Origin of the sequence: Rhizobium sp. Leaf371 (assembly GCF_001424045.1) — a bacterium.
Classification (GTDB): domain Bacteria; phylum Pseudomonadota; class Alphaproteobacteria; order Rhizobiales; family Rhizobiaceae; genus Ferranicluibacter.
This window is the reverse complement of the sequence record NZ_LMQB01000003.1, coordinates 124392-146458: the sequence shown is the minus strand read 5'-3', so window position 1 is coordinate 146458 and position 22067 is coordinate 124392. Positions and strand designations below refer to the sequence as shown.

Annotated in this window: 17 protein-coding genes; 6 read left to right on the top strand and 11 right to left on the bottom strand. The window is 64.7% G+C overall.

All coding sequences use genetic code 11. The annotated features are described in order from the left end of the window. Positions 1-424 precede the first annotated feature (424 nt). The 5 genes from ASG39_RS06105 to ASG39_RS06085 form a co-directional block, all read right to left on the bottom strand. Positions 425-622: a hypothetical protein gene (locus tag ASG39_RS06105; protein WP_156468040.1), complete on the bottom strand. Its 198-nt coding sequence runs from the start codon at positions 620-622 to the stop codon at positions 425-427. A 256-nt stretch (positions 623-878) separates the two neighbouring features. After that, positions 879-1286, bottom strand: coding sequence for a methylmalonyl-CoA epimerase (mce, locus tag ASG39_RS06100; RefSeq protein WP_062593944.1), 408 nt, complete (start codon positions 1284-1286; stop codon positions 879-881). A gap of 8 nt (positions 1287-1294) precedes the next feature. Next, positions 1295-3436, bottom strand: coding sequence for a methylmalonyl-CoA mutase (gene scpA, locus ASG39_RS06095; protein ID WP_062593942.1), 2142 nt, complete (start codon positions 3434-3436; stop codon positions 1295-1297). Continuing rightward, a complete protein-coding gene (locus ASG39_RS06090; protein WP_062593939.1) occupies positions 3436-5439 on the bottom strand; it encodes an acetyl/propionyl/methylcrotonyl-CoA carboxylase subunit alpha in 2004 nt (667 codons plus the stop codon). The genes scpA and ASG39_RS06090 overlap by 1 nt, the downstream gene beginning before the upstream one ends. 133 nt (positions 5440-5572) lie before the next feature. Then, complete coding sequence (locus ASG39_RS06085; protein ID WP_062593938.1) at positions 5573-7105, bottom strand: acyl-CoA carboxylase subunit beta; 1533 nt, start codon at positions 7103-7105, stop codon at positions 5573-5575. 124 nt (positions 7106-7229) lie between these two features. Between ASG39_RS06085 and ASG39_RS06080 the strand changes: the two genes are divergently transcribed. Then, positions 7230-8648 (top strand): helix-turn-helix transcriptional regulator, encoded by a 1419-nt coding sequence (locus ASG39_RS06080; protein WP_062593936.1) that lies wholly within the window; start codon positions 7230-7232, stop codon positions 8646-8648. Positions 8649-8702: 54 nt separating this feature from the next. Here ASG39_RS06080 and ASG39_RS06075 read toward each other — a convergent pair whose 3' ends face one another. The 5 genes from ASG39_RS06075 to ASG39_RS06055 form a co-directional block, all read right to left on the bottom strand. Next, entirely contained in the window at positions 8703-9632 is a 930-nt protein-coding gene (locus ASG39_RS06075) for an alpha/beta hydrolase (RefSeq protein ID WP_062593934.1), read from the bottom strand. Between the two features lie 68 nt (positions 9633-9700). After that, positions 9701-11338: a GMC family oxidoreductase gene (locus ASG39_RS06070; protein ID WP_062594168.1), complete on the bottom strand. Its 1638-nt coding sequence runs from the start codon at positions 11336-11338 to the stop codon at positions 9701-9703. 153 nt (positions 11339-11491) lie between these two features. Continuing rightward, positions 11492-13408: a propionate--CoA ligase gene (locus ASG39_RS06065; RefSeq protein WP_062593932.1), complete on the bottom strand. Its 1917-nt coding sequence runs from the start codon at positions 13406-13408 to the stop codon at positions 11492-11494. An 83-nt stretch (positions 13409-13491) separates the two neighbouring features. After that, positions 13492-14283, bottom strand: a complete 792-nt coding sequence (locus tag ASG39_RS06060; RefSeq protein WP_062593930.1) for an SDR family oxidoreductase — start codon at positions 14281-14283, stop codon at positions 13492-13494. A 43-nt stretch (positions 14284-14326) separates the two neighbouring features. Then, positions 14327-15313 (bottom strand): MDR family oxidoreductase, encoded by a 987-nt coding sequence (locus ASG39_RS06055; RefSeq protein WP_062593928.1) that lies wholly within the window; start codon positions 15311-15313, stop codon positions 14327-14329. 461 nt (positions 15314-15774) lie between these two features. Here ASG39_RS06055 and ASG39_RS06050 point away from each other — a divergent pair, with 461 nt between their 5' ends. Beyond that, positions 15775-16368 (top strand): TetR/AcrR family transcriptional regulator, encoded by a 594-nt coding sequence (locus ASG39_RS06050; protein WP_082476997.1) that lies wholly within the window; start codon positions 15775-15777, stop codon positions 16366-16368. Positions 16369-16404: 36 nt separating this feature from the next. Here the strand turns inward: ASG39_RS06050 and ASG39_RS06045 are convergent, their stop codons facing one another. After that, positions 16405-17559 (bottom strand): ROK family protein, encoded by a 1155-nt coding sequence (locus ASG39_RS06045; protein WP_062593924.1) that lies wholly within the window; start codon positions 17557-17559, stop codon positions 16405-16407. 201 nt (positions 17560-17760) lie between these two features. Here ASG39_RS06045 and ASG39_RS06040 point away from each other — a divergent pair, with 201 nt between their 5' ends. The 4 genes from ASG39_RS06040 to ASG39_RS06025 all read left to right on the top strand — a co-directional run bounded on the left by ASG39_RS06040 (position 17761) and on the right by ASG39_RS06025 (position 22063). Further along, positions 17761-19035, top strand: coding sequence for an ABC transporter substrate-binding protein (locus tag ASG39_RS06040; protein ID WP_062593922.1), 1275 nt, complete (start codon positions 17761-17763; stop codon positions 19033-19035). A 128-nt stretch (positions 19036-19163) separates the two neighbouring features. Then, positions 19164-20048: a sugar ABC transporter permease gene (locus tag ASG39_RS06035; protein WP_062593920.1), complete on the top strand. Its 885-nt coding sequence runs from the start codon at positions 19164-19166 to the stop codon at positions 20046-20048. Continuing rightward, positions 20048-20899, top strand: coding sequence for a carbohydrate ABC transporter permease (locus ASG39_RS06030; protein WP_062593918.1), 852 nt, complete (start codon positions 20048-20050; stop codon positions 20897-20899). The genes ASG39_RS06035 and ASG39_RS06030 overlap by 1 nt, the downstream gene beginning before the upstream one ends. Positions 20900-20926: 27 nt before the next feature. Next, positions 20927-22063: an ABC transporter ATP-binding protein gene (locus ASG39_RS06025; RefSeq protein WP_062593916.1), complete on the top strand. Its 1137-nt coding sequence runs from the start codon at positions 20927-20929 to the stop codon at positions 22061-22063. The last annotated feature ends 4 nt before the right edge of the window (positions 22064-22067 follow it).

Sequence of the window (22067 nt, the reverse complement as noted above, 5' to 3'; positions counted from 1 at the left end):
AGGCCGGTTTACGTACGGTTGCATGCGGTATGCGACAAAGAGAGGCTCAGGGTCTCTCCGGCGGGGGTGCCGGCTTTCTGCGGCAGAGGGTTTCAAGGTCAAAGCGAGACGTGTCATCTTCATCACCCGGGCGCCGGGTCCGGCGATCTGGCGTCGAACGTGCCATTCCAAAATCTCGACATGACTCTCTTCGCGGGGACGCGTCATTCGCGTCCGTCCGCTGGGTGATTTCCGGGAGCAAAGTCATTTTGCCTGAGGCTGGGAATGGGACACGGAGATCATCTCCGTCGGTTGCCAGAGGCTGAAAGGCCCTTCGCGGCCGCCGGCCGGCATCCTGCACCTCAGCGTCGATCCAAGGCCCGCCATCGGACGGGCACTTCGTTCTGAAATCGATTTCATCAAAAAAAACAATACGGGTTGCTCTCTAGGCGTCTGTCGAAGGTCGCTTTGCAGCATCCGAGATCGTCTGGAACGACTTCGTATAGTCGAGGATGACGCCGAGTTTTGCTTCGAGCTCGCTGAGGAGGTCCGGCAAGTCGGAATTTTGAATGAGCGTTGCCAGTTCATCCATCGGGTCTTGCGGATTGCGCTGCGGAATGGGCAGAAACACAACTTTGTTCATGACGATGCCTCCGATTGAATGGGCGTGTCCAACGGAGATCAGGGTGGAGGCCACCGCGACGTTTTCCGCTTCTATGCCTCATCATCGGATGATTTCATTGCCTTTTCGATAAGCAATCTCTTAAGGAGCAAGCCCGAATTGATATAGCGGAACGAAATTCGCTCATTTGCAAAGACAAGTTGTGAGGGTGTGGAAATAGGGAACGTCAATCGTTCATTCCAAGGGGCAGAGCCCCGGCTGAGGCCGAGGGGCGGCCTCAGGGCTTGGCGAGTTCCAGCTCGACAAGGGTTCCGAACATGTCCTTGGGATGGACGAACAGGACCGGGAGACCATGGGCGCCGATGGTGGGCTCGCCGGTCCCGAGCACGCGGATGCCGTTTTCGATCACCCTGTCCCGTGCTTCGCCGATGTCGGGGACTTCGAAGCAGAGATGATGGATGCCGCCTGCGGGGTTCTTCGCAAGAAACGCCGCGATGGGCGAGGTCTCGCCGAGGGGATGGAGAAGCTCGATCTTGGTATTGGGAAGCTGGATGAACACGACGGTCACGCCGTGTTCGGGAAGTTCCTGCGGTGCGGAGATGGTCGCGCCGAGCTTTTCATAAACGGCGATGGCCGCCGTCAGATCCGGCACGGCGATGGCGACGTGGTTTAGGGAGCCCAGCATGTTCGACCTCACTGATTGCGCAATTTGCCCTGCATGAGATCGATCACGGCGCGGGCCGCCTCGAGCACGTTCGTGCCGGGACCGAACACGGCGGAGACGCCGTTCTCAAGCAGGAAGTCATAGTCCTGGCGGGGAATGACGCCGCCGACGACGACGATGATGTTGGCCGCGCCGCGCGCCTTGAGGGCCGCGACGAGCTGCGGCGCCAGCGTCTTGTGGCCGGCCGCAAGCGACGACATGCCGACGACATGGACCTTGTGTCTGATGGCCATCTCGGCGGCTTCGTCCGGCGTCTGGAACAAAGGTGCGGCGAGAACGTCGAAACCGATATCGCCGAAGGCCGAGGCGATGATCTTGGCGCCGCGATCGTGACCGTCCTGCCCGAGTTTCGCCACCATGATCTTCGGCTTGACGCTCAGCGTCTCTGCCAGTTCGCCGAGCCGGCCGACGAGCGTCGCATATTCCGGATCGTTCTCATAGGCCGCGCCATAGACGTCGGTGACCACCTCGGGCACGACCGTATGGTCTCCGAAAACGACCCGCATGGCATCGGTGATCTCGCCGATCGTCGCGCGGGCCCGTGCGGCGTCCACGGCCGCGGCCAGCAGGTTTCCCTCGCCGCTGCGGGCGATGCCTGTCAGGACCGCGAGCGCCGCGGCCACCGCCTCCGAATTGCGCCGGCGCTTCGTGTCCTCGATGCGCCGGACCTGGGCCGCGCGAACGGCGGCATTGTCGATATCCAGAATATCGATCGGATCCTCGTTTTCGAGCCGGTACTTGTTGACGCCGACGATGACGGTCTCGCCGCGATCGACGGTCGCCTGCCGGCGCGTCGCGGCCTCCTCGATCCGTCTCTTCGGCATGCCGGTTGCAACGGCCTTGGTCATGCCGCCCAGGGCCTCGACCTCTTCCATCAGGGCCCAGGCCTTGTCCGCGAGTTCCTTGGTCAGGCTTTCCACGTAATAGGAGCCGGCGAGGGGATCGACCACGTTCGTCACGCCGGTCTCGTGCTGCAGGATGAGCTGGGTGTTGCGTGCGATGCGCGCGGCAAACTCCGTCGGCAGGGCGATCGCCTCGTCCAGCGCATTGGTGTGCAGAGACTGCGTGCCGCCAAGGACGGCCGACATCGCCTCGTAGGCCGTGCGGATGATGTTGTTGTACGGGTCCTGCTCCTGCAGGGATACGCCGGACGTCTGGCAATGCGTCCGCAGCATCAGGGACGATTGCTTCTTCGGATGGAAGTCGGCCATGACGCGCGACCACAGGAGACGCGCGGCGCGGAGCTTGGCGGCCTCCATGAAGAAGTTCATCCCGATCGCGAAGAAGAACGACAGGCGGCCGGCGAAGTCGTCGACCGCGAGCCCCTTGGCAATCGCCGCCCGGACATATTCGCGACCGTCCGCGAGCGTGAAGGCCAGCTCCTGCACCAGCGTCGATCCGGCCTCCTGGATGTGGTAGCCGGAGATCGAGATCGAATTGAAGCGCGGCATTTCCTTGGCCGTATATTCGATGATGTCGGCGATGATCCGCATCGAGGGTTCCGGCGGATAGATGTAGGTGTTGCGGACCATGAACTCCTTCAGAATGTCGTTCTGAATGGTCCCCGACAATTGCGCGCGCGGCACGCCCTGCTCCTCGCCCGCGACGATGAAATTGGCAAGGATCGGGATGACGGCGCCGTTCATGGTCATGGAGACGGACATCTCGTCGAGCGGGATGCCGTCGAACAGGATCTTCATGTCCTCGACGCTGTCGATCGCCACGCCGGCCTTGCCGACATCGCCTTCGACCCGCGGATGGTCGCTGTCATAGCCGCGATGCGTGGCAAGATCGAAAGCGACGGACAGGCCCTTCTGACCCGCCGCCAGATTGCGCTTGTAGAACGCATTCGACGCTTCGGCCGTGGAGAAGCCGGCATATTGCCGGATCGTCCAGGGGCGACCCGCATACATCGTGGCGCGGGGGCCGCGCGTGAACGGCGCAAATCCCGGCAGCGAACCCAGATGGTCGGCGCCGTCGAGATCCGACGGGGTGTAGAGCGGCTTGACGTCGATCCCTTCGGGCGTGTGCCAGACGAGCGTCTCGGCCGGCGCCTTCACCTCGCGTTCGGCCAGAGCCTCCCAGTCCGCAACGGTCTTATCCCTAGACATCACGCGAACTCCATGATCAGCTCGTCGACGGCAAGGCTCTGCCCGGCCGCCGCGGCGATGCGTTTCACCGTGCCGCGCTTTTCCGCCCGCAGCGTGTTCTCCATCTTCATCGCCTCGACGGTGGCAAGCGCCTGTCCGGCCTCGATCTCCTCGCCCTCCTGCACCGCAAGGAAGGTGAGGATGCCGGGCATGGGGCAGAGCAGCATCTTGGACGTGTCCGCGGGCGCCTTCACCGGCATCAACCGGGCAAGCGCCGCCACGCGCGGCTCGCGCACATGGGCGACCACATCCATGCCGCGCCAGCGCAGGCGCAGGCCGGTGCCCGATTTCGCAATCTTCACGCCGATCTCTTCACCGTCGATCACGAAGCGATCATGGCTTTTGCCCGGGAGCCAGGCGCTCGCAACCGTGACGGGCGGTCCGTCGGCAAAGGTGACCGTCGCCCCCTCCGCCGTCGGGGACAGCTCCAGATCGAAGGCGTGGCCGGCGAGAACCGCCACCCATTTCCGGCCGACGATCCTCTGATGGTTGCCGATCGTTCCCGAGATCTGCACGGCGCGGCTCTGGATGGCATGGTTGGCGAAAGCGGCGACCACGGCGAGTTTTCGCGCGGCGTCCGCATCCGGGGCGACGCCGTGGAACCCGTCGGGAAACTCCTCGGCGATGAAGGCCGTGGTGATCTTGCCGGAGCGGAACCGGGGATGCTGCATGACGGCGGACAGGAACGGCAGATTGTGGCCGATCCCCTCCACGTCGAAATGATCGAGCGCATCGCTCATCGCGTCGATGGCCCGGAGACGATCCGGTGCCCAGGTGCAGAGCTTGGCGACCATCGGATCGTAGTACATCGAGATCTCGCCGCCCTCAAAGACGCCGGTGTCGTTGCGAACGATCGTCCCGTCGGCCTTCACGCCTTCGAGCGGCGGGCGGTAGCGCGACAGGCGGCCGATGGAGGGCAGGAAGTTGCGGTAGGGATCTTCCGCATAGAGACGGCTTTCGATGGCCCAGCCGTTCAGCGTGATATCGTCCTGCGCGAAGCTCAGCTTCTCGCCGCCCGCAACCCGGATCATCTGCTCGACGAGATCGATCCCCGTCACCAGCTCGGTGACCGGGTGCTCGACCTGAAGCCGGGTGTTCATCTCGAGGAAGTAGAAATTGCGGTCGCCATCGACGATGAATTCCACCGTCCCCGCGGAGTGGTAGCCGACAGCCTGGCAGAGCGCGACCGCCTGCTCGCCCATCGAGCGCCGCGTCGCTGCGTCGATGAAGGGGGAGGGGGCTTCCTCGATGACCTTCTGGTTGCGGCGCTGGATGGAGCATTCGCGTTCGCCGAGATAGAGCACGGTGCCATGCGTGTCGCCGAGCACCTGGATCTCGATATGGCGCGGCTGTGTCACGAACTTCTCGATGAAGATCCGGTCGTCGCCGAAGGAGGCCTTCGCCTCGTTCTTCGAGGATTGAAAACCCTCGCGCGCCTCGTCGTCGTTCCAGGCGATCCGCATCCCCTTGCCGCCGCCGCCGGCCGAGGCCTTGATCATCACGGGATAGCCGATCGATGCGGAGATCGTGACCGCCTCTGCGGCGTCCGCGATCAGCCCCATGTGGCCGGGCACCGTGGACACGCCGGCTTCGGCGGCAAGCTTCTTGGAGGTGATCTTGTCGCCCATCGCCAGGATGGCCTTGACCGGCGGCCCGATGAAGGTGACGCCTGCCTTCTCCAGGGCTTCGGCGAACGCCGCATTCTCCGACAGGAAACCATAGCCGGGATGCACGGCATCGGCGCCCGTCTGGCGGATGGCGTCGAGGATGTTGTCGATGACGATATAGGACTGGCTGGAGGGCGACGGGCCGATATGCACGGCCTCGTCCGCCATCTTCACATGCAGCGCGTCCGCATCCGCATCCGAATAGACGGCGACGGTGGCAATGCCGAGCTTCCGCGCGGACTTGATGATCCGGCAGGCAATTTCACCGCGGTTTGCGATCAGAATTTTTCTAAGCATCGGGCATCCCGCGCGTGAAGGTGTCTGGCGTTCGAGCGGTCCGATCCAGGGTGATGGAAACGCCGCCAATGGTTATACTCTCAGAGTTCGGCGGAAACACATCCCGCACGGTCAGGGCTCCGGTCATGCCGCCTCACAAGGGTATGGTGTCATGCTTGCGCCATCGCACGTCGCTGCGCTTGTTGCGCAACGAGGCAAAGGCGCGGGCAATGCGCCGGCGGGAGGAATGGGGCATGATCACCTCGTCGATGAAGCCCCGTTCGGCGGCGACGAAGGGATTGGCGAAGCGTTCCTCATACTCTTTCGTCCGCGCGGCGATTTTTTCAGCGTCGCCAAGCTCCGAGCGATAGAGGATTTCGGTCGCGCCCTTGGCGCCCATGACCGCGATCTCCGCCGTCGGCCAGGCATAGTTGACGTCGGCGCCGATATGCTTCGACGCCATGACGTCGTAGGCGCCGCCATAGGCCTTGCGGGTGATCAGGGTCACCATCGGCACGGTCGCCTGGCTATAGGCAAACAGCAGCTTCGCGCCGTGCTTGATGACGCCGGCATATTCCTGCGAGGTGCCGGGAAGGAAGCCGGGAACATCGACGAGCGTCAGGATGGGAATGTTGAAGGCGTCGCAGAAGCGGACGAAACGGGCCGCCTTGCGCGAGGCATCGATATCCAGGCACCCGGCCAGCACCATCGGCTGATTGGCGACGACGCCGACCGACTGGCCTTCGATCCGCAGGAAGCCGGTGATGATGTTCCTGGCGAAAGCTTCCTGGATCTCGAAGAAATCGGCCTCGTCTGCGAGCGCGAGGATCAGCTCCCGCATATCGTAGGGCTTGTTCGAGGAATCCGGAACCAGCGTGTCGAGGCGGTGCTCCAGGCGGGCCGGATCGTCGTAGAACGGCCGGATCGGGGCCTGCTGGCGATTGTTGAGCGGCAGGAAATCAAACAGCAGGCGGACCTGTTCGAGCGCTTCGACATCGTTCTCGAAGGCGCCGTCCGCCACGGACGACTTGGTGGTGTGGGTCCGTGCGCCCCCCAGCTCTTCTGCCGTCACAATCTCGTTCGTGACGGTTTTCACGACATCCGGACCTGTGACGAACATATAGGAGCTGTCGCGCACCATGAAGATGAAGTCGGTCATGGCCGGCGAGTAGACGGCGCCGCCCGCGCACGGCCCCATGATGACGGAGATCTGCGGAACGACGCCGGAGGCCTCGACATTGCGCTTGAAGACGTCGGCATAGCCGGCAAGGGATGCGACGCCTTCCTGGATGCGGGCGCCGCCCGAATCGTTGAGCCCGATGACCGGTGCGCCGTTGTTAAGGGCCATGTCCATGATCTTGCAGATCTTCTGGGCATGGGTCTCTGAGAGCGATCCGCCAAGGACGGTGAAATCCTGGGAGAAGATATAGACCTGCCGCCCGTTGATCGTGCCCCAGCCGGTCACCACGCCATCGCCGGCGATCTTCTGGCTGGCCATTCCGAAATCGACGGCCCGGTGTGTCACGTACATGTCGTATTCCTCGAACGAGCCTTCGTCCAAGAGAACCTCGATGCGTTCGCGCGCGGTCAGCTTGCCCTTGGCGTGCTGGGCATCGATCCGCTTCTGGCCGCCACCGAGTCTGGCTTCCGCGCGTCGCGATTCAAGCTGTTCGAGCACCGTTCTCATGTTCTCTTCCCGCGTCCCATTCGATACCCTCGTTCTAGCGCAGATCCGTGTTTCACAAAACACTTGAACGGGCGCGCATGTGTAAATTATAAAGATGCAAATATAACTTTGCAAAGTTGCGAACATGAGCGTCGGCAAGCTGTTCATCGGACGAAAGGTCCGCGAGTTGCGGGAAGCGAACAAGGCCACACAGGCCCAGTTCGCCGAGCGGATCGGTATCTCCACGAGCTACCTCAACCAGATCGAAAACAACCAGCGGCCGGTGTCCGCGACGGTGCTGGTTGCGCTCGCCGAGAAATTCCAGATCAATATGAGCGAGCTGTCGTCCGGCGAGGGCGACCGGCTGCTGTCGGCGCTCTCGGAAGCGCTGAACGATCCCGTCTTCGAAAATCTCGCGCCCACCGCGCAGGAAATGAAACTCGTTACCCAGGGCGCGCCGAACTTCGCCCGCGCCTTTATCCGCGTCCACCAGGGCTTTCGGCGCAACAGCGAGCAGCTTGCCAGCCTCAGCGACAGTCTGGGGAGATCCGCGTCGCTGGCGGAAACGACGTCCTACGAGGAAGTCCGGGACTTCTTTCATTTCCTCGACAACTATATTCACGCGCTGGATATCGAGGCGGAACGCCTGGCGGCCGAGATCGGGCTCGGCGAGGCCGACAGCTACTCGGCTCTCACGCGGTATCTCAAGACCAGGTTCCAGATCGAGGTGCGCTGGGCTCCGTCCGAAAACGATGCGCTGCGCCGGTTCGACCGCTCGGCAGGCATCCTCTCCATCAACCGCTATGCGCCGCCGGCCACGCGCGATTTCCAGATCGCCCTGCAGATCGCCCAGCTTCATGCCCGCCAGCTCATCGATCTGATCGCGCGCGATGCCAATTTCCGGACGGTGGAGGCGGCCGAGATCTGCAAGATCGGGCTGCAGAACTATTTCGCCGGCGCGCTGCTTCTGCCCTATGGCGCATTTCTCTCGGTGGCAAAGACCCTGCGCCATGATCTCGATCTTCTCGCCGCCTGGTTCGGCGCGAGCCTGGAGCAGGTCTGCCATCGTCTGAGCACGCTCCAGCGCCCGGGCAACAAGGGCATTCCGGTCTTTTTCGCCCGGATCGATCGTGCCGGCAACATCACCAAAAGACATAGCGCGACCAAGCTTCAGTTCGCGCGCTTCGGCGCCGCCTGTCCGCTTTGGAACGTTCATGAAGCCTTCGAGGCGCAGGGGCGGATCATCCGCCAGTTGGCGGAAACCCCCGACGGCGCGCGCTATCTCTGTCTGGCAACGCAGGTCACCAAGTCCGGCGCCGGGTTTCACAGCCCGCAGCCGCGCTATGCCATCGCGTTCGGCTGCGAGATTTCCTATGCCCATGCCTTCGTCTATGCGGACGACCTGGAGACGTCGGGACGGGCCGGTTTCGCGCCGATCGGTATTTCCTGCCGGATCTGCGAGCGTCTGACATGCCCGCAGCGCGCGGTACCGCCGCTCATGCGGAAACTTTATGTAGATCACGACCGGAGAGACGTGCTGCCCTACACCATCGAAGAGGCGTGAGCGTCTCGTCGCCGCGCAGAACATGCCGCGCGGCGACGACGTGTCTCGTTTCCCTTACGCCGCCTTCGGCTTGATCGGCAGGGTGGCGCGCAGCCATTTGGCGATGTGGGCGATGGCGGCATCGCTTTCGGGGACGCGGCCGGCGGCCCAGACATAGGAATGCTGCCCGCCGGCGACCGGGAGGACCTCGGTGCGCACGCCGGCGGCCTTCAGGCGTTCGGCAAAGATCTCGTCCTCGCCGGCAAGCACCTCGTAGGTTCCCCAGGAGACCAGCGTCGGTGGCAGGCCGGCGAGATCGGCCTTGTTGAGGTTGATCCGGACATCGTCAAACGCGACATCGGTCCCGCCGACCCAGGCATCGCGGAAGAATTCGAGGATCTGACGGCTCAGAAGCTTGTCGGTGCCGGCATTGGCCTCGATTGCCGGGTTGGCGATCTCCAGGTCGCACCAGGGCGAGATCGAGACCACGGCGCCCGGCAGCGACTTGCCGGCATCCCGCCGGCGCAGCGCGACGGCCGCCGACAGGAAGCCGCCGATCGAATGGCCGATGGTGATGATGTTCTCGGCGGCAAAGCCCTGCGACAGCAGCCACTCGAAGGCGGCATCGACGTCGTCGACCTGGGCCGGGTACTTGTGTTCCGGCGCGCGGCGATAGTCGAGCACCAGCGCCGGCACGCCGACGGCCGTCGCGATATGGCCGGCCAGCTTGCGATCGACCGCAGCCGATGTCGTCACGCTGCCGCCCGCATGGGCGTGGAGAAGCACGAAGCCGTTATCGGCCGTTTTCGGCTGCGCCCAGATGGCCGGCACGCCATTGGCATCGACTTCGCGATAGGTCACGCCGTCCGGTTCGCTTGCCGCGAGATGAAGCCGTTCGGCGCCGAGCCGGATGGCGTCGATCTGGCCCGGCGGCGTGCCGCCGGCAGCGAGCAATTGTTCGAAGGCCAGCGCCTGGGGGCTGAGGGTTACGGTTCTGTCCGTCATCGATGTTCTCCTTGTCGTGATGGTTTTGAGGATGTGGGTCCGGCGCGCCTGTCGGCGCCGTCTCCTGTTCAGCCGGCCGGCTGCAGATGCAGGGGTCCGGTCTGCGCGTCGTCGGCAACGGCTGCGGGGATCTTCGACATGGCGTATTCGGCAAGCGCTGTGATCGTCAGCGCCGGGTTGACGCCCGGATTGGCCGGCATCGCCGAGGCATCGCAGACGAGCATGTTGCGATAGCCGAAGACCTTGAGGTCCGCGTCGATCACGCCGCTCTCCGCATTCGCCCCGATCGCCGCGCCGCCGAGGAGGTGGCCCGTGTTCGGGATGCCGAGGACGGCGTCGAAGACGGTGGTCTGGGCAATGCCGCCGGTGCGCTCGGCCAGCCAGCGGATGACCTTGTCGCCGATCTCGATATAGTTCGGCGCCGGGCGCTGCGGATCGGCCTCGCTGACGAGACGGTAGCCCTTGCCGAAACGGCGCTTCTTTGCCCGCAGGCGGATGCCGTTGTCCCGCGTCTGCATCACCAGCATCAGCATGGTGCGCGCGCCCCAGCCCTCCTTGCGGAGCGAGTGCACCCAGGCGCGCGGGTGGCGCAGCACCTGTCCGAGCCATTTGACGACGCGGCGCCCGGACGGTGCGCCGCCCGGCATGAAGGTCCAGATCGGCCTTTGTGCGCCCGCCTTCGGCCCGAGCGTCAGGAGTTCGATCTGCGTGTCGCCGTCGAGAAGTACCCGGCTGCTGGCCGTCACATCGCGCCAGGAGCCGATATCCTCCGGAAACTGAACGGAATAGATCACCTCGCTGTTGGTGCGCACGAGATCGCCGAGGCGGTCGCTGATGCGCGGCAGCAAGCCGCCATGCTTGCACTGCGCGAGGAGTTCGTTGGTCCCGACGGCGCCGCCCGCGAAAATGACGCCGCGGGCCGTATAGGATGTCCGCGTGTCCCGTGCCGCCGCGTCATGGTGCGTCGTGACGATCCGGTAGCCGTCGCCGCCGTCGGGCGCGCCGATCGGCGTGACCTCGACCACCTCCTGTTCGGGAAGAACCTGCACGCCCTTCTTCTCGGCAAACCAGAGGTAGTTCTTGGTCAGCCGGTTTGCGGCCCCGGCCCGACAGCCGCCCATGCATTCGCCGCAGCGCATGCAGCCGGTGCGCGCCGGTCCCTCGCCGCCGAAATAGGGGTCTGCGACCGTCTTGCCCGGTTCCCCGAAGAACACGCCGGTGGGGGACAGTGCGAAGCTGTCCTTCGTGCCGAACGCTTGCGCCACCTCCCGCATCAGGCCCATGGCGACCGAGTCCCATTGCGGCAGGCTGACGCCCAGCATGCGCTCCGCCTCGGCGTAATGCGGCTTCAGCGCCTGCTCCCAGCTCTGGATGCCGCGCCATTGCGGATCGTCGTAGAAGCCCGTCTGCGCGCGAAACAGCACGCCGCCATACATCAGGCTTCCCCCGCCGACGCCGGTCTGCGCGCCCGTCAGGATATGGCGAAACAGCACGGATCGCATGATGCCGTAGAGCTTGTGGGCCGGGTCCCAGACAAAGCGCTGCTTGTCCAGATCGGATGTCGGCAGGTCCTTGTCCTCGTAGCGTTTGCCTTTTTCGATGACGGCGACCCGATATCCCTTTTCGGCCAGTCGCAGCGCCGAGACGCTGCCGCCGAAGCCGGAGCCGATGATCACCCAGTCATAGTCGAGCGCATGCGTTGCCATGGTGTCCTCCTCCTTCATCCCGTTGATCGAAGCCGCAAAGACCAGGCGTTCTCCACGCCAGAGCGTTTCCGCGTTTCCTCGAACCGCAGACCGTCGCTCTGTCTTTGTTCTCATTGCAGATCCGGACGAAAAACTGTTTTCGCCGGATTCGTTCTATGGCCGCTTCAGCGCGGCGGCCGGCCTGACGACCTCCGCGATCGCATCGAGAACGCCGGGGTCCTCGATGGTCGTGATATTGCCGGGGTCGCGCCCCTCGCAGATCGCCTGGATCGTCCGTCGCAGGAGCTTCCCCGATCGCGTCTTCGGCAGGGCCGCGACGAAATGGACCGCGGCCGGCCGCGCGATCGCGCCGAGCGACTGCTCGACCCGTTTCAGGATCTCCTGCCGTTGCCGTGTCGCATCCTCGGCGCAGGCAATGGCTTGCCTGTCCTTGACCGTGACGAAGGCGACCGCGACCTGGCCCTTCAAGGCATCGCTGACGCCGACGACCGCCACCTCGGCAACGTTTGAATGACCGGAGACGCTCTCCTCGATCTCGCGCGTGCCCAGCCTGTGTCCGGCGACGTTGATGACGTCATCGACACGCCCGAGCACGAAATAGTAGCCATCCTCGTCGCGCACGCCCCAGTCGAAGGTCGAATAGACGTAGCGTCCGCCGAACTTCGACCAGTAGGTCGAGACGAACCGCGCATCGTCGTCGGCAACGGTCTGGATGCAGCCGGGGGGAAGCGGGCCTTCGATCACGATCAGGCCCTTGCGGTTGGCGACGGTGATGTCCTCGCCGCTCTCCTCGTCGAGCAGCCGCACGCGATAGCCGTACATCGGTACGCCCGGGGAGCCGAACCGGGTCTCGGATGTTCCCACGCCGTTCGCCAGCGCCAGGATCGGCCATCCGGATTCGGTCTGCCAGTAATTGTCGATGATCGGCGTGCCTAAGGCGTCGTTGATCCATTTCGCCGTGGGTGCGTCGAGCGGTTCGCCGGCCAGAAACAGGTTCTGCAGGCTCGAAAGGTCGGAGGCGAAGATCGGCTCGTGTGCGTATTGCTTCATCACCCGGATGGCCGTCGGCGAGCTGAACATGCCGGTGATCTTGTATTTCTCGACCAGCCGCCACCAGATGCCGGCATCCGGTTTCGTCGGCAGGCCTTCGTAAAGGATCGTCGTCATGCCTGTGATCAGCGGGGCGTAGACGATGTAGCTGTGGCCGACGACCCAGCCGATATCGCTGGTGCAGAAGAAGGTCTGGCCGGGCGCGCCGCGGAAGATGTGCTTCATGCTCGCCGCCAGCGCCACGGCGTAGCCGCCGGTATCGCGCTGCACCGCCTTCGGCGTGCCCGTCGTGCCGCTGGTGTAGAGCGTGTAGCTCGGGGCGCGCGAGTCCAGCCAGACGCAGGGGATCGTCGCACCCGCGAAGGCGGACCGGAGCGTGGCATAGGATGCGTCGCGACCGTCGCGCAAGGGTGCCTCGGCCAGGCCGCGATCGACGATCAGCACCGGCGGCTGCGGGATCGTGACGAGGTCCAGCGCCCTGTCGAGGAGCGGCTTGTAGGGAATGATCTTGCCGCCGCGCGATCCCGCGTCGGCGCTGATGATGAGCGCAGGCTTGGCGTCGTCGATCCGGCTGGCAAGGCTCGGGCTCGCAAACCCGCCGAAGACGACGGAATGGACCGCGCCGATCCGGGCGCAGGCGAGCATGGCGAAAACCGCCTGCGGGATCATGGGCATGTAGATCAGCACCCGGTCGCCCGTTTCCACGCCCAGCGACCGGATGATCGCCGCCATGGTCTGCACCTCGGCATGCAGATCGCGATAGGTGAACGTCGTCTCGTCGCCGGTCTCGGTGGAGACGGCCACGAGCGCCGGCTGGTCGGCGCGATCCTTGAGATGGCGATCGACGGCATTGTGACAGAGGTTGGTCCTGCCCCCCACGAACCAATCGGCGAAGGGCGGCCTGTCATAGTCGCAGACCCGCTCGAACGGCTGCTGCCAGTCGATCAGCCCGGCCTGTTCTGTCCAGAACGCATCGGGTTCCTCGATCGAACGGCGATAGAATTCCTTGTAGGTCGTCATCCCGATACCTCCTCCCGGAAGGCGCCGTGCAGCCGCTCTTGCCGCGACGCCGCGCTTCCGTCGTCTCAAAATTGCCGACGCCCTTAGGCTGCCTGCTCTTGGCCAAGGGCCGGATCGATGCGTCCGGCCGGCGCGCCGATCAGGCCGCCATCCACCACCAGCTCGGCCGCGTGGATGGTTCTGGACTGGTCGGAGGCCAGGAACAGCGCAACCTGCGCAACCTCCTCGGTGGTGTTCAGCCGGCCCATCGGAACGGTGGTGGCGATGCCATCCATCATCTGCCGCGCCTCGCCGGGCGATGCCGCAAGGCCGTTCCAGATCGCCGATTCCGTCGGGCCGGCGATGATCGTGTTGACGCGGATACCCTTGGGCGTCAGTTCGCAGGCCATGGCATGCGCCATGCCGACCATCGCGGCCTTGGTCGCCGCATAGATCGAAAGCCCGGCCGGCCCGAGCGAGCCCATGACCGACCCCATGAGGATGACCGAGGCGCCCGGCCGGAAATAGGGCAGCGCGGCCTGTACCGTATGGAACGGGCCGGAGAGGTTGATCGACAGGAGCCGATCGACCGTCTGCGCCGTCGTTGCCCCAAGCGGGGTCGGCGAGGCGATGCCGGCGGCCGGCAGGAGAACATCGACGTGGCCGAACCGCGCGCCGACCTGCGTCAGCGCCGCCGTCAGCGTGTCCGGCACCGTCACATCGGCCTCGATCGCCAGCACTTCGGCGCCGAGAAGCGCGCTGGCCGCGTCGAGCGTCTTCCGATTGTTACTGATGATCGCGACGCGCGCGCCTTCCGCGAGAAACAGCCTGGCGGAGGCCAGCCCGATCCCGCTATCGCCGCCCGTGATGACGGCCACCTTGTTCTCCAGTCGCATCGTGTTCTCCTCCCACACGTTGTCGTTTCTCGTCTCAAAGGTCTCAGGCGTTCACATCGACCACCGTGCGTCCCCGGATCTTTCCCTGCAGCACGTCGGCGGCAATGCCGGCCACCTCGGCAAGCGTCACCACCGTTTCCGTCCGCGTCAGTTTTTCGAGATCGAGGTCGGTCGCAAGCCGCGACCAGGCCCGAAGCCGCTCGGCCTGCGGCGCGTTAACGGAATCGATGCCGGCAAGCGTGACGTTGCGCAGGATGAAGGGCAGGACGGTGCCCGGAAGGTCCAGCCCCTGGGCCAGACCGCAGGCCGTCACGATCCCGCGATATTTCGTCTGGGCCAGAGCGTTCACCAGCGTATAGCTGCCGACCGAATCGACGACGCCGGCCCAGCGTTCGCTGGAGATCGGCGCGCCCGGTTCCGACAGCGTCCGGCGGTCGATCACCTCGGCGGCACCCAGCGCCCGGAGATAGTCGGTCTCCTCCAGACGGCCCGTCGAGGCCACGACGCGGTAGCCGAGATCCGACAGGATCGCGATGGCGATCGACCCCACGCCGCCGCTGGCGCCGGTCACCAGAATGTCGCCGCGCTCCGGCGTGATGCCGCCGTGTTCCAGCGCCAGCACGCTCAGCATGGCGGTGTAACCGGCCGTGCCGATCGCCATGGCATTCCTCGTGGAGAGCGCGTCGGGCAGCTTGACGAGCCAGTCGCCGCTCAGCCGCGCCTTCTGCGCGTCGCCGCCATGATGCGTCTGGCTGAGACCCCAGCTGTTGGCGACGACGCGGTCGCCGACCGCGATCCCGGGATAGGTCGAGGCCTCGACCGTGCCGGCAAGGTCGATGCCCGCGATCAGGGGATAGGTCTGGATGATGTTGTGGTTGCCGCCGAGCGCCAGCGCGTCCTTGAAGTTGACGGTCGAGTAATCGACGGCCACAGTCACGTCGCCCGGCATCAGGTTCGCCTCGTCGAAGGTCACCACATCGGTCGAGATCGTGTCGCCAGGCTTGGTCGCGAGCAGTGCCTTGAAGGCCATGGGTTTTCCCTTGTTGTCTCTGTTGCCGGGGATTGCCGTTGCCGGCCGATCTCGGGCAGCAATCGGTCATCACCGGGTGAACGCTGTCGTTCAGGATGCTTTCGAGGCGGCGCGCAGACGGCATGCGCGGTGATCGACACGGTGCCGTGCGGGATGTGAGGGGCAACGAGGGAGACGGGTTTCATTCCCCGAAGCCCACCGGCCGCCACGTCCTGCTCCCTGGGCTGCTCCATAGGGCCCCCATGGGTCACAATGGGGCGACACAGCAAACACCGATCTTCCCGGCATATTCCGTTCTGGACGATCCTCCCTTCCGGCGTCGAAGCATCGACGCGAGCCCGTACAGCCTCCTACTTCTGTACCGGCGAATACATTATGAGAGCGGGACATTGCCTCCGTCAAGCGGATTGTGTACTGTGGGGTAAATTAATATGGAGCCGAGTTTGGCGGACGTTATCGAGATGCAAAAGAAGCGCGGCCGGCCGCGATTGTTCGATGTCGATACGGCCCTCGACAGCGCCGTCGATGTGTTCTGGGAAAAGGGCTACGACGGCACCGATATCGACGCGCTGACGGAGGCGATGGGCATCAACCGCCCGAGCCTCTACGCCGCCTATGGCAACAAGCGCGCCTTGTTCTTCAAGGCGGTGGGCCGCTATTACGAGCAGATCGCCATGCGCGGCCTGCCCCGGGCAAATGCTGAAGACCTTGAGCAGCCCTCTCTTCGCGACGTCATCGTCGGCTTCCTCTACGATCACGAGCAGCCCCGCGGCTGCCTCATCGCCTGCGTGCTCGCGGCCGAGGCGAATGCCAGCGACGATGCCAAGCATGTTCTGCGGGATCTGGTCGATCGCGAACAGCGCCGCATTGAGACCTGGGCCAGCGAACGCATCGCGTCCGATCCGGGCGGCGCGAAGGCCCGTTGCTATGCCAATCTCATGATCGCAACCCTTCATTCCGTCGGCGTCAAGGCGAGCGCCGGCTTCCCGCGCGAACGGGTCGAAGCCGAAATCGATGACACGATGCGGGTTCTGGACGGCATCCTGAAAGGGTAGGGGCGATCTCCCGATCGTCGCTCCGGCGGCCGCTGTCTAACCGCTGGATACGCTTTCGAAATCGAACACGGCCTGCGTTGCCAGGGCCGCGGCGCCGCGTGCCCAGGAGTTCGGGACCCAATCGGGCACGAGCTTGGGATTGGAGAAGAAGGTGCGCGCCTCCATCTCGCAGCGAATGGGACCGAGGAGCGCCTCGCCGAAGGCGACGGCTTCTCCGCCGACGACGATCACTTCCGGATCGAACAGGTTGACCATGTCGGCGAGATGGCGGCCGATGCGTTTTCCGGCGTCCGCGACGATCGAAAGGCCCTTGTCGTCGCCGGCCTGGACGGCTTCCACGAAGGGTTCCCACGCGATCGCCTGTCCGGTGAGGCGGGTCCATTCGTCCAGCATGAACGGCTCGGCGGCGTGCGCCATGAGACAGCCGTGGCGGCCGCATTCGCATAGGCGCCCGTCCGGCACGGAGATGGTGTGCCCGAGCTTGCCGGCCGCGCTCCGGCTTCCGTGATAGATCTTGCCGTCGATGACGAGCGAGCAGCCGATCCCGGCGCCGATGGCAAGGGCTGCAAAGTTGCGATGCGTCCGGCCGGCGCCGAACAGGCGCTGCGCGACGGCAAAGGCGTTGACGTCGTCATCGATCCAGACGGGTGCATGAACCCGTTCGGCCAGCATCTCGGCGAAGGGAAGATCGCGCCAGCCGAAGCGCGGGCTCTGCAGGCAGATGCCGGTTGCCGGGTTGATCTCGCCGGGAATGGAGACGCCGATCCCCACCACCGCGTCGCTCGCTCGTCCGGCCCGCTGCAACAGGCGGGGGATGGTCGCGGCGATCGTCTCGATGATGGCAGCTGGCGCCGGGTCGCAGATGTCGACGTCGGAGGCGATCAGCGGGGTCGTGGCAAGGTCTGTCAACACGCACTCGATGTGGTGGCGATGCAGCTTGAAGCCGACCGTCAGATGCGCCTCGTAGTTGATATCGATCGGGGTCGGCCGGCGTCCCGTCGCGCCGACGACGGCCTCCCGCTCGATGACCAGTGCCTCTTCGATCAGCTCGGCGACCACGAAGGTCACCGCGGCAGCGCTGAGGCCCGTGAGCGAGGCCAGTTCCGCCCGGGAGACCGGACCTTGCTGGCGCAGGAGACGGAGGATCAGTCTCCGGTTGATGGCTCGAGATGTCGTGGGGCCGCCGCGCATGTCTTCCCTTTAATTAATTTCGTAAATTAATTCTTGTCTGACATGGGAAGATAGGCTAGCTTTTCCGCATTGGCAATCGAGGGAACAGGCTGCAACGACGCGTCGTCGGCCTCGGGGCGGTTGCCGATCTCGAACGAAATTGACCCGATCGTGATCGCGACCAGCGATCGCGCGGATGGACCTGTCGTGGGAGGAGCCACTATGCGTTTGACCGATATTCAGCCTGATTTTGCACCGTCGCGACGGACCTTCATGATCGGCGCGGGCGGCCTGATGGCGTCCGCGGCCATCCTTGGCCGTCCGGCGCTCGCACAATCCAAAGAACTGACGATCATTTCCAACATCGCCAACGCCCCGCAGCGCGAGGTGCTTCAGCGCCTTGCCAGCGAATTCGAAAAGGCCAGCGGGACCAAGGTCGTCATCAACAATATGGACCACGAGGCGCACAAGACCGCCATCCGCAGCTATCTCGTCGTCGGTGCGCCCGACATCTGCTTCTGGTTTTCCGGCAACCGCATGAAAGCCTTCGTCAAGCGGGATCTGTTCGACGACATCTCCGACCTCTTTGCGCGCGAAAAATATCAGGACGTCCTCGACACCTCGACCAGTGCGGTGACGGTGGACGGCAAGCAGTACGGCCTGCCGCTCGGCGGCCTGCTGTGGGGGCTGTTCTATCGCAAGGACGTGTTTGCCGAGAAGGGCTGGACGGCGCCTGCGACCTACGACGACCTGCTGTCGCTCGGTGACAAGGCGAAGTCGGCCGGCATGGTCCCGGTCAGCATGGGCACGAAGGAGATGTGGCCCGCCGCCGGCTGGTTCGATCACATGAACCTGCGCATCAACGGGCTTGAAAAGCACATGGCCCTGATGGACGGCACCATGGCCTATACCGACCCCGCCTTGACGCCCGTCTTCGACAAGTGGGAGGCTCTGATAAAGGCTGGCCTGTTCACGCCGAACCACACCTCTTCCGGCTGGGAGCAGGCCGCCGCCGCGCTGGCGCAGAAGAAGGCGGCGATGATGGATCTCGCAGGCTTCGTGAAATACGGCTTTCCGCCCGAGGAGCAGGACCAGATCGCCTTCGCGCCTTTTCCGGAGATCGCCCCCGGTCTTCCGCGCTATGAGGATTTCGCGCTGAATTCCGTTCACGTTCCGAAAAACGCCAAGAACAAGGAGGGCGCGCGGGCGTTCCTTGCCTACCTCTACCAGCCCGAAAACCTGGCGGCCTATCTTGCGCCGGAAGGCGCCGTGCCGCCCCGCAGCGATTGCCCGCCAAGTGCCGACCCGCTGGTAAACGCCGCCGTGGAAAGCCTGAAGTCGGTGAAGGGGACCGCCCAGTTCTACGATCGCGACACGGATCCGGACATGGCGCAGGAAGGCCTGAAGGGCTTTCAGGAGTTCATGGTGAAGCCGGAGCGGCGCGAGCAGATCCTGACGCGCCTCGAAGCGACGCGCAAGCGCGTCTTCAAGGCATAGCCGAACCGCGGCCGCCGCTCTCCCTGGCGCCGCCGCTCGGGCCAAGGGGTCGAACCTCTTCGCCCGATCCGTCTTCCGAGCTTGAAGACGCTCAGGCCCTTATCGCTCTTACACAGAAGCAGATCGACATGTCACGACTCTGGCGGCGCCATGGCAGCTGGCTGGCACCCACGCTCTTCATTCTCCCGGGGATCCTGCTGTTCGGGGTCGTCATCATCTTCGCGTCGCTCCAGACGATCTGGGTCTCGTTCCACGAGTGGGATGGCGTCGGCGCCATGGTCTGGGTCGGCCTCGACAACTACCGGCAGCTGATCGACGATCCGCAATTCTTCGTGTCGCTGAAGAACAATGTCATCTGGCTCGTGATGTTCATGGCCGCGCCGCCGCTGGGGCTTGCGCTGGCGCTGATGCTCAACCAGCCGATCGCCGGCATGCGGATCGTGAAGTCGCTGTTCTTCATCCCGCTCGTGCTCGCCTCGGTCACGGTCGGCGTCGTCTTCACCTGGGTCTACGATCCCACCTTCGGCCTGCTGGCGCTGATCTTCAACGCGTTCGGCGCGACCGCGCCGGCCCTGCTGTCGGACGAGACCTTCGTCACCGTGGCGGTGGTCATCGCCGCGCTCTGGCCGCAGGTCGCCTTCTGCCTCGTGCTGTTTCTGGCCGGTCTCAACAATCTCAACGAGGAGCTGATCGGGGCAGGGCGGGTGGATGGGGCCCGCGGCTTTGCCATGCTCTGGAACGTCATCCTGCCGCAGCTGCGGGAGGTGAGCTTCATCGCGCTCGCCGTCACCGTCATCGGGGCGCTGCGCTCGTTCGACATGGTCGCGGTCATGACGTCCGGCGGCCCGTTCGGCTCCTCCACCGTGCTCGCCTACCAGATGTACGAGCAGTCGATCTTCTCCTACCGCTTCGGCTATGGCGCGGCGATCGCAACCGTCCTGTTCGTGATCATGGCCGGTTTCATCGTCTGGTATCTCCGCACGCTCCTCAAGGTGGAAGAAGGGAACGCCTGATGTATCCTCGCCCCATCCCGCCCACAGCCCCCCTGCGCCGCGGCGTCTATATCGGCCTCGTCTCGCTCGTTCTTCTCCTCTGGCTGCTGCCGCTCTTCACCGTCATGGTGACGTCGCTGCGCTCCTTCGAGGAGGTCATGGCCGGCAATTACTGGGGCTGGCCGAAGAGCTTCAACCTCATCGAGAACTACACGGCCGTCTTCACCCAGACCGCCATGGCCCGCTATTTCGTCAACAGCCTCGTGATCACGCTGCCCTCCGTCGTGGGCGTGCTCGTGCTGTCCACGCTCACAGGCTACGTGCTGTCGCGCCACCGGTTCCCCGGCGCGAACCTCGTCTTCGCGCTCTTCGTCGGCGGCAATTTCCTGCCGGCGCAGATCATGATGATCCCGGTGCGCGATCTCATGGTGGCGCTCGGCCTTTACGATACCTATGCCGCGCTGATCGTCTTCCATGTGGCCTTCCAGACGGGGTTTGCGACATTGTTCATGCGCAACTTCATCGCCGCGCTGCCGGACGAACTTTTCCAGGCGGCCCGTTCCGAAGGGGCCTCGCCCGGCCAGACGCTTGTCCACGTCGTGCTTCCCCTGGTGCGCCCGGCACTTGCTGCGCTTGCGATCCTCACCTTCACCTTCGTCTGGAACGATTATTTCTGGGCGATCGTGCTGACCCAGAGCGATGCCGTGAAGCCGGTCACGGCGGGCCTGAGCAACCTGCGGGGCGAATATGTCTCGGCCTGGAACCTCGTCTCCGCCGCGACCGTCATCGTCGCCGTGCCCCCGGTCCTCATGTTTTTCCTCATGCAACGCCACTTCATCGCCGGACTGACCGTCGGCGCGGTGAAGGGGTGAGCAGACACCGCAAAGGATGGCTCCGCGATGGCGAGCGTTGAACTCCAGAACATCGAAAAACATTATGCCGGCTATCATGCCTTGCGCGATATCAACCTGACGATCGAGGACGGCGAGTTCGCCGTCATGGTCGGCCCCTCCGGCTGCGGAAAATCGACGCTGCTGAAGACGATCGCGGGACTGGAGAGCATCTCCTCCGGGCGCCTGCTCATCAAGAACCGCGACGTCACGAAGGAGGAGCCCGGCGACCGGGGCATTGCCATGGTCTTCCAGTCCTATGCGCTCTATCCGCATATGACGGTGGCCGAGAACATGGGCTTCGGGCTGCGCATGGCCAAGCGTCCGAGGGCGGAGATTGAGGCCGCCGTCGCGCGCGCGGCGGCCATCCTGCGCCTGGAGGAGCAGCTCGACAAGCGGCCGCGACAGCTCTCCGGCGGCCAGCGCCAGCGCGTGGCGATCGGCCGGGCCATCACGCGCTCGCCCGACGTGTTCCTGTTCGACGAACCGCTCTCCAATCTCGATGCGGCGCTGCGCACGCAGATGCGCGTCGAACTCTCGACGCTTCATGCCCGGCTCGGTTCCACGATGATCTATGTGACGCACGACCAGGTCGAGGCGATGACCATGGCAAGCCGCATCGTGGTGTTGAACAAGGGTCGGATCGAACAGGTCGGCGCGCCGCTGGAACTCTACAACAATCCGGTCAACCTGTTCGTCGCCGGCTTCCTCGGCGCGCCGCGGATGAACTTTGTGGACGGGACCGTTCGGACGGCCGATGGTCGCGGGGCCGTCGTCGAATGCGAGGGCGGCATGTCGATCCCCTTCGGCCAGCTCGAGGGCCGGGTCCAGGTCGGCGAGCATGTCACGGTCGGCATCCGGCCCGAGAAGTTGACGCTCGAGGACATCCGCTCGAGCGTGACGTTTCCCGCGGAGGTTCGGCTTGTCGAGCATCTCGGCCGCGAGACCATCCTTTACGCCGACGCGGGAAGCCTGACCACCAGCAATTCGGACAGCGGCACCGGCGCCTTCACCGTCCAGATCGGCGATGTCACGCCGTTCCGGCCCGGGGCCCCGGTGGTGATCGGCTTCGAGCCGCGCGACACCTATCTCTTTGGCGCCGACGGACGAACGGTCTCCGCACCGAAGCCCGTCGCCCGCCTCTGATACG

Coding starts and splice junctions, on each gene's coding strand:
- ASG39_RS06105 (WP_156468040.1), bottom strand. CDS start 622: ATGAACAAAGTTGTGTTTCTGCCCATTCCGCAGCGCAATCCGCAAGAC.
- mce (WP_062593944.1), bottom strand. CDS start 1,286: ATGCTGGGCTCCCTAAACCACGTCGCCATCGCCGTGCCGGATCTGACG.
- scpA (WP_062593942.1), bottom strand. CDS start 3,436: ATGTCTAGGGATAAGACCGTTGCGGACTGGGAGGCTCTGGCCGAACGC.
- ASG39_RS06090 (WP_062593939.1), bottom strand. CDS start 5,439: ATGCTTAGAAAAATTCTGATCGCAAACCGCGGTGAAATTGCCTGCCGG.
- ASG39_RS06085 (WP_062593938.1), bottom strand. CDS start 7,105: ATGAGAACGGTGCTCGAACAGCTTGAATCGCGACGCGCGGAAGCCAGA.
- ASG39_RS06080 (WP_062593936.1), top strand. CDS start 7,230: ATGAGCGTCGGCAAGCTGTTCATCGGACGAAAGGTCCGCGAGTTGCGG.
- ASG39_RS06075 (WP_062593934.1), bottom strand. CDS start 9,632: ATGACGGACAGAACCGTAACCCTCAGCCCCCAGGCGCTGGCCTTCGAA.
- ASG39_RS06070 (WP_062594168.1), bottom strand. CDS start 11,338: ATGGCAACGCATGCGCTCGACTATGACTGGGTGATCATCGGCTCCGGC.
- ASG39_RS06065 (WP_062593932.1), bottom strand. CDS start 13,408: ATGACGACCTACAAGGAATTCTATCGCCGTTCGATCGAGGAACCCGAT.
- ASG39_RS06060 (WP_062593930.1), bottom strand. CDS start 14,283: ATGCGACTGGAGAACAAGGTGGCCGTCATCACGGGCGGCGATAGCGGG.
- ASG39_RS06055 (WP_062593928.1), bottom strand. CDS start 15,313: ATGGCCTTCAAGGCACTGCTCGCGACCAAGCCTGGCGACACGATCTCG.
- ASG39_RS06050 (WP_082476997.1), top strand. CDS start 15,775: ATGCAAAAGAAGCGCGGCCGGCCGCGATTGTTCGATGTCGATACGGCC.
- ASG39_RS06045 (WP_062593924.1), bottom strand. CDS start 17,559: ATGCGCGGCGGCCCCACGACATCTCGAGCCATCAACCGGAGACTGATC.
- ASG39_RS06040 (WP_062593922.1), top strand. CDS start 17,761: ATGCGTTTGACCGATATTCAGCCTGATTTTGCACCGTCGCGACGGACC.
- ASG39_RS06035 (WP_062593920.1), top strand. CDS start 19,164: ATGTCACGACTCTGGCGGCGCCATGGCAGCTGGCTGGCACCCACGCTC.
- ASG39_RS06030 (WP_062593918.1), top strand. CDS start 20,048: ATGTATCCTCGCCCCATCCCGCCCACAGCCCCCCTGCGCCGCGGCGTC.
- ASG39_RS06025 (WP_062593916.1), top strand. CDS start 20,927: ATGGCGAGCGTTGAACTCCAGAACATCGAAAAACATTATGCCGGCTAT.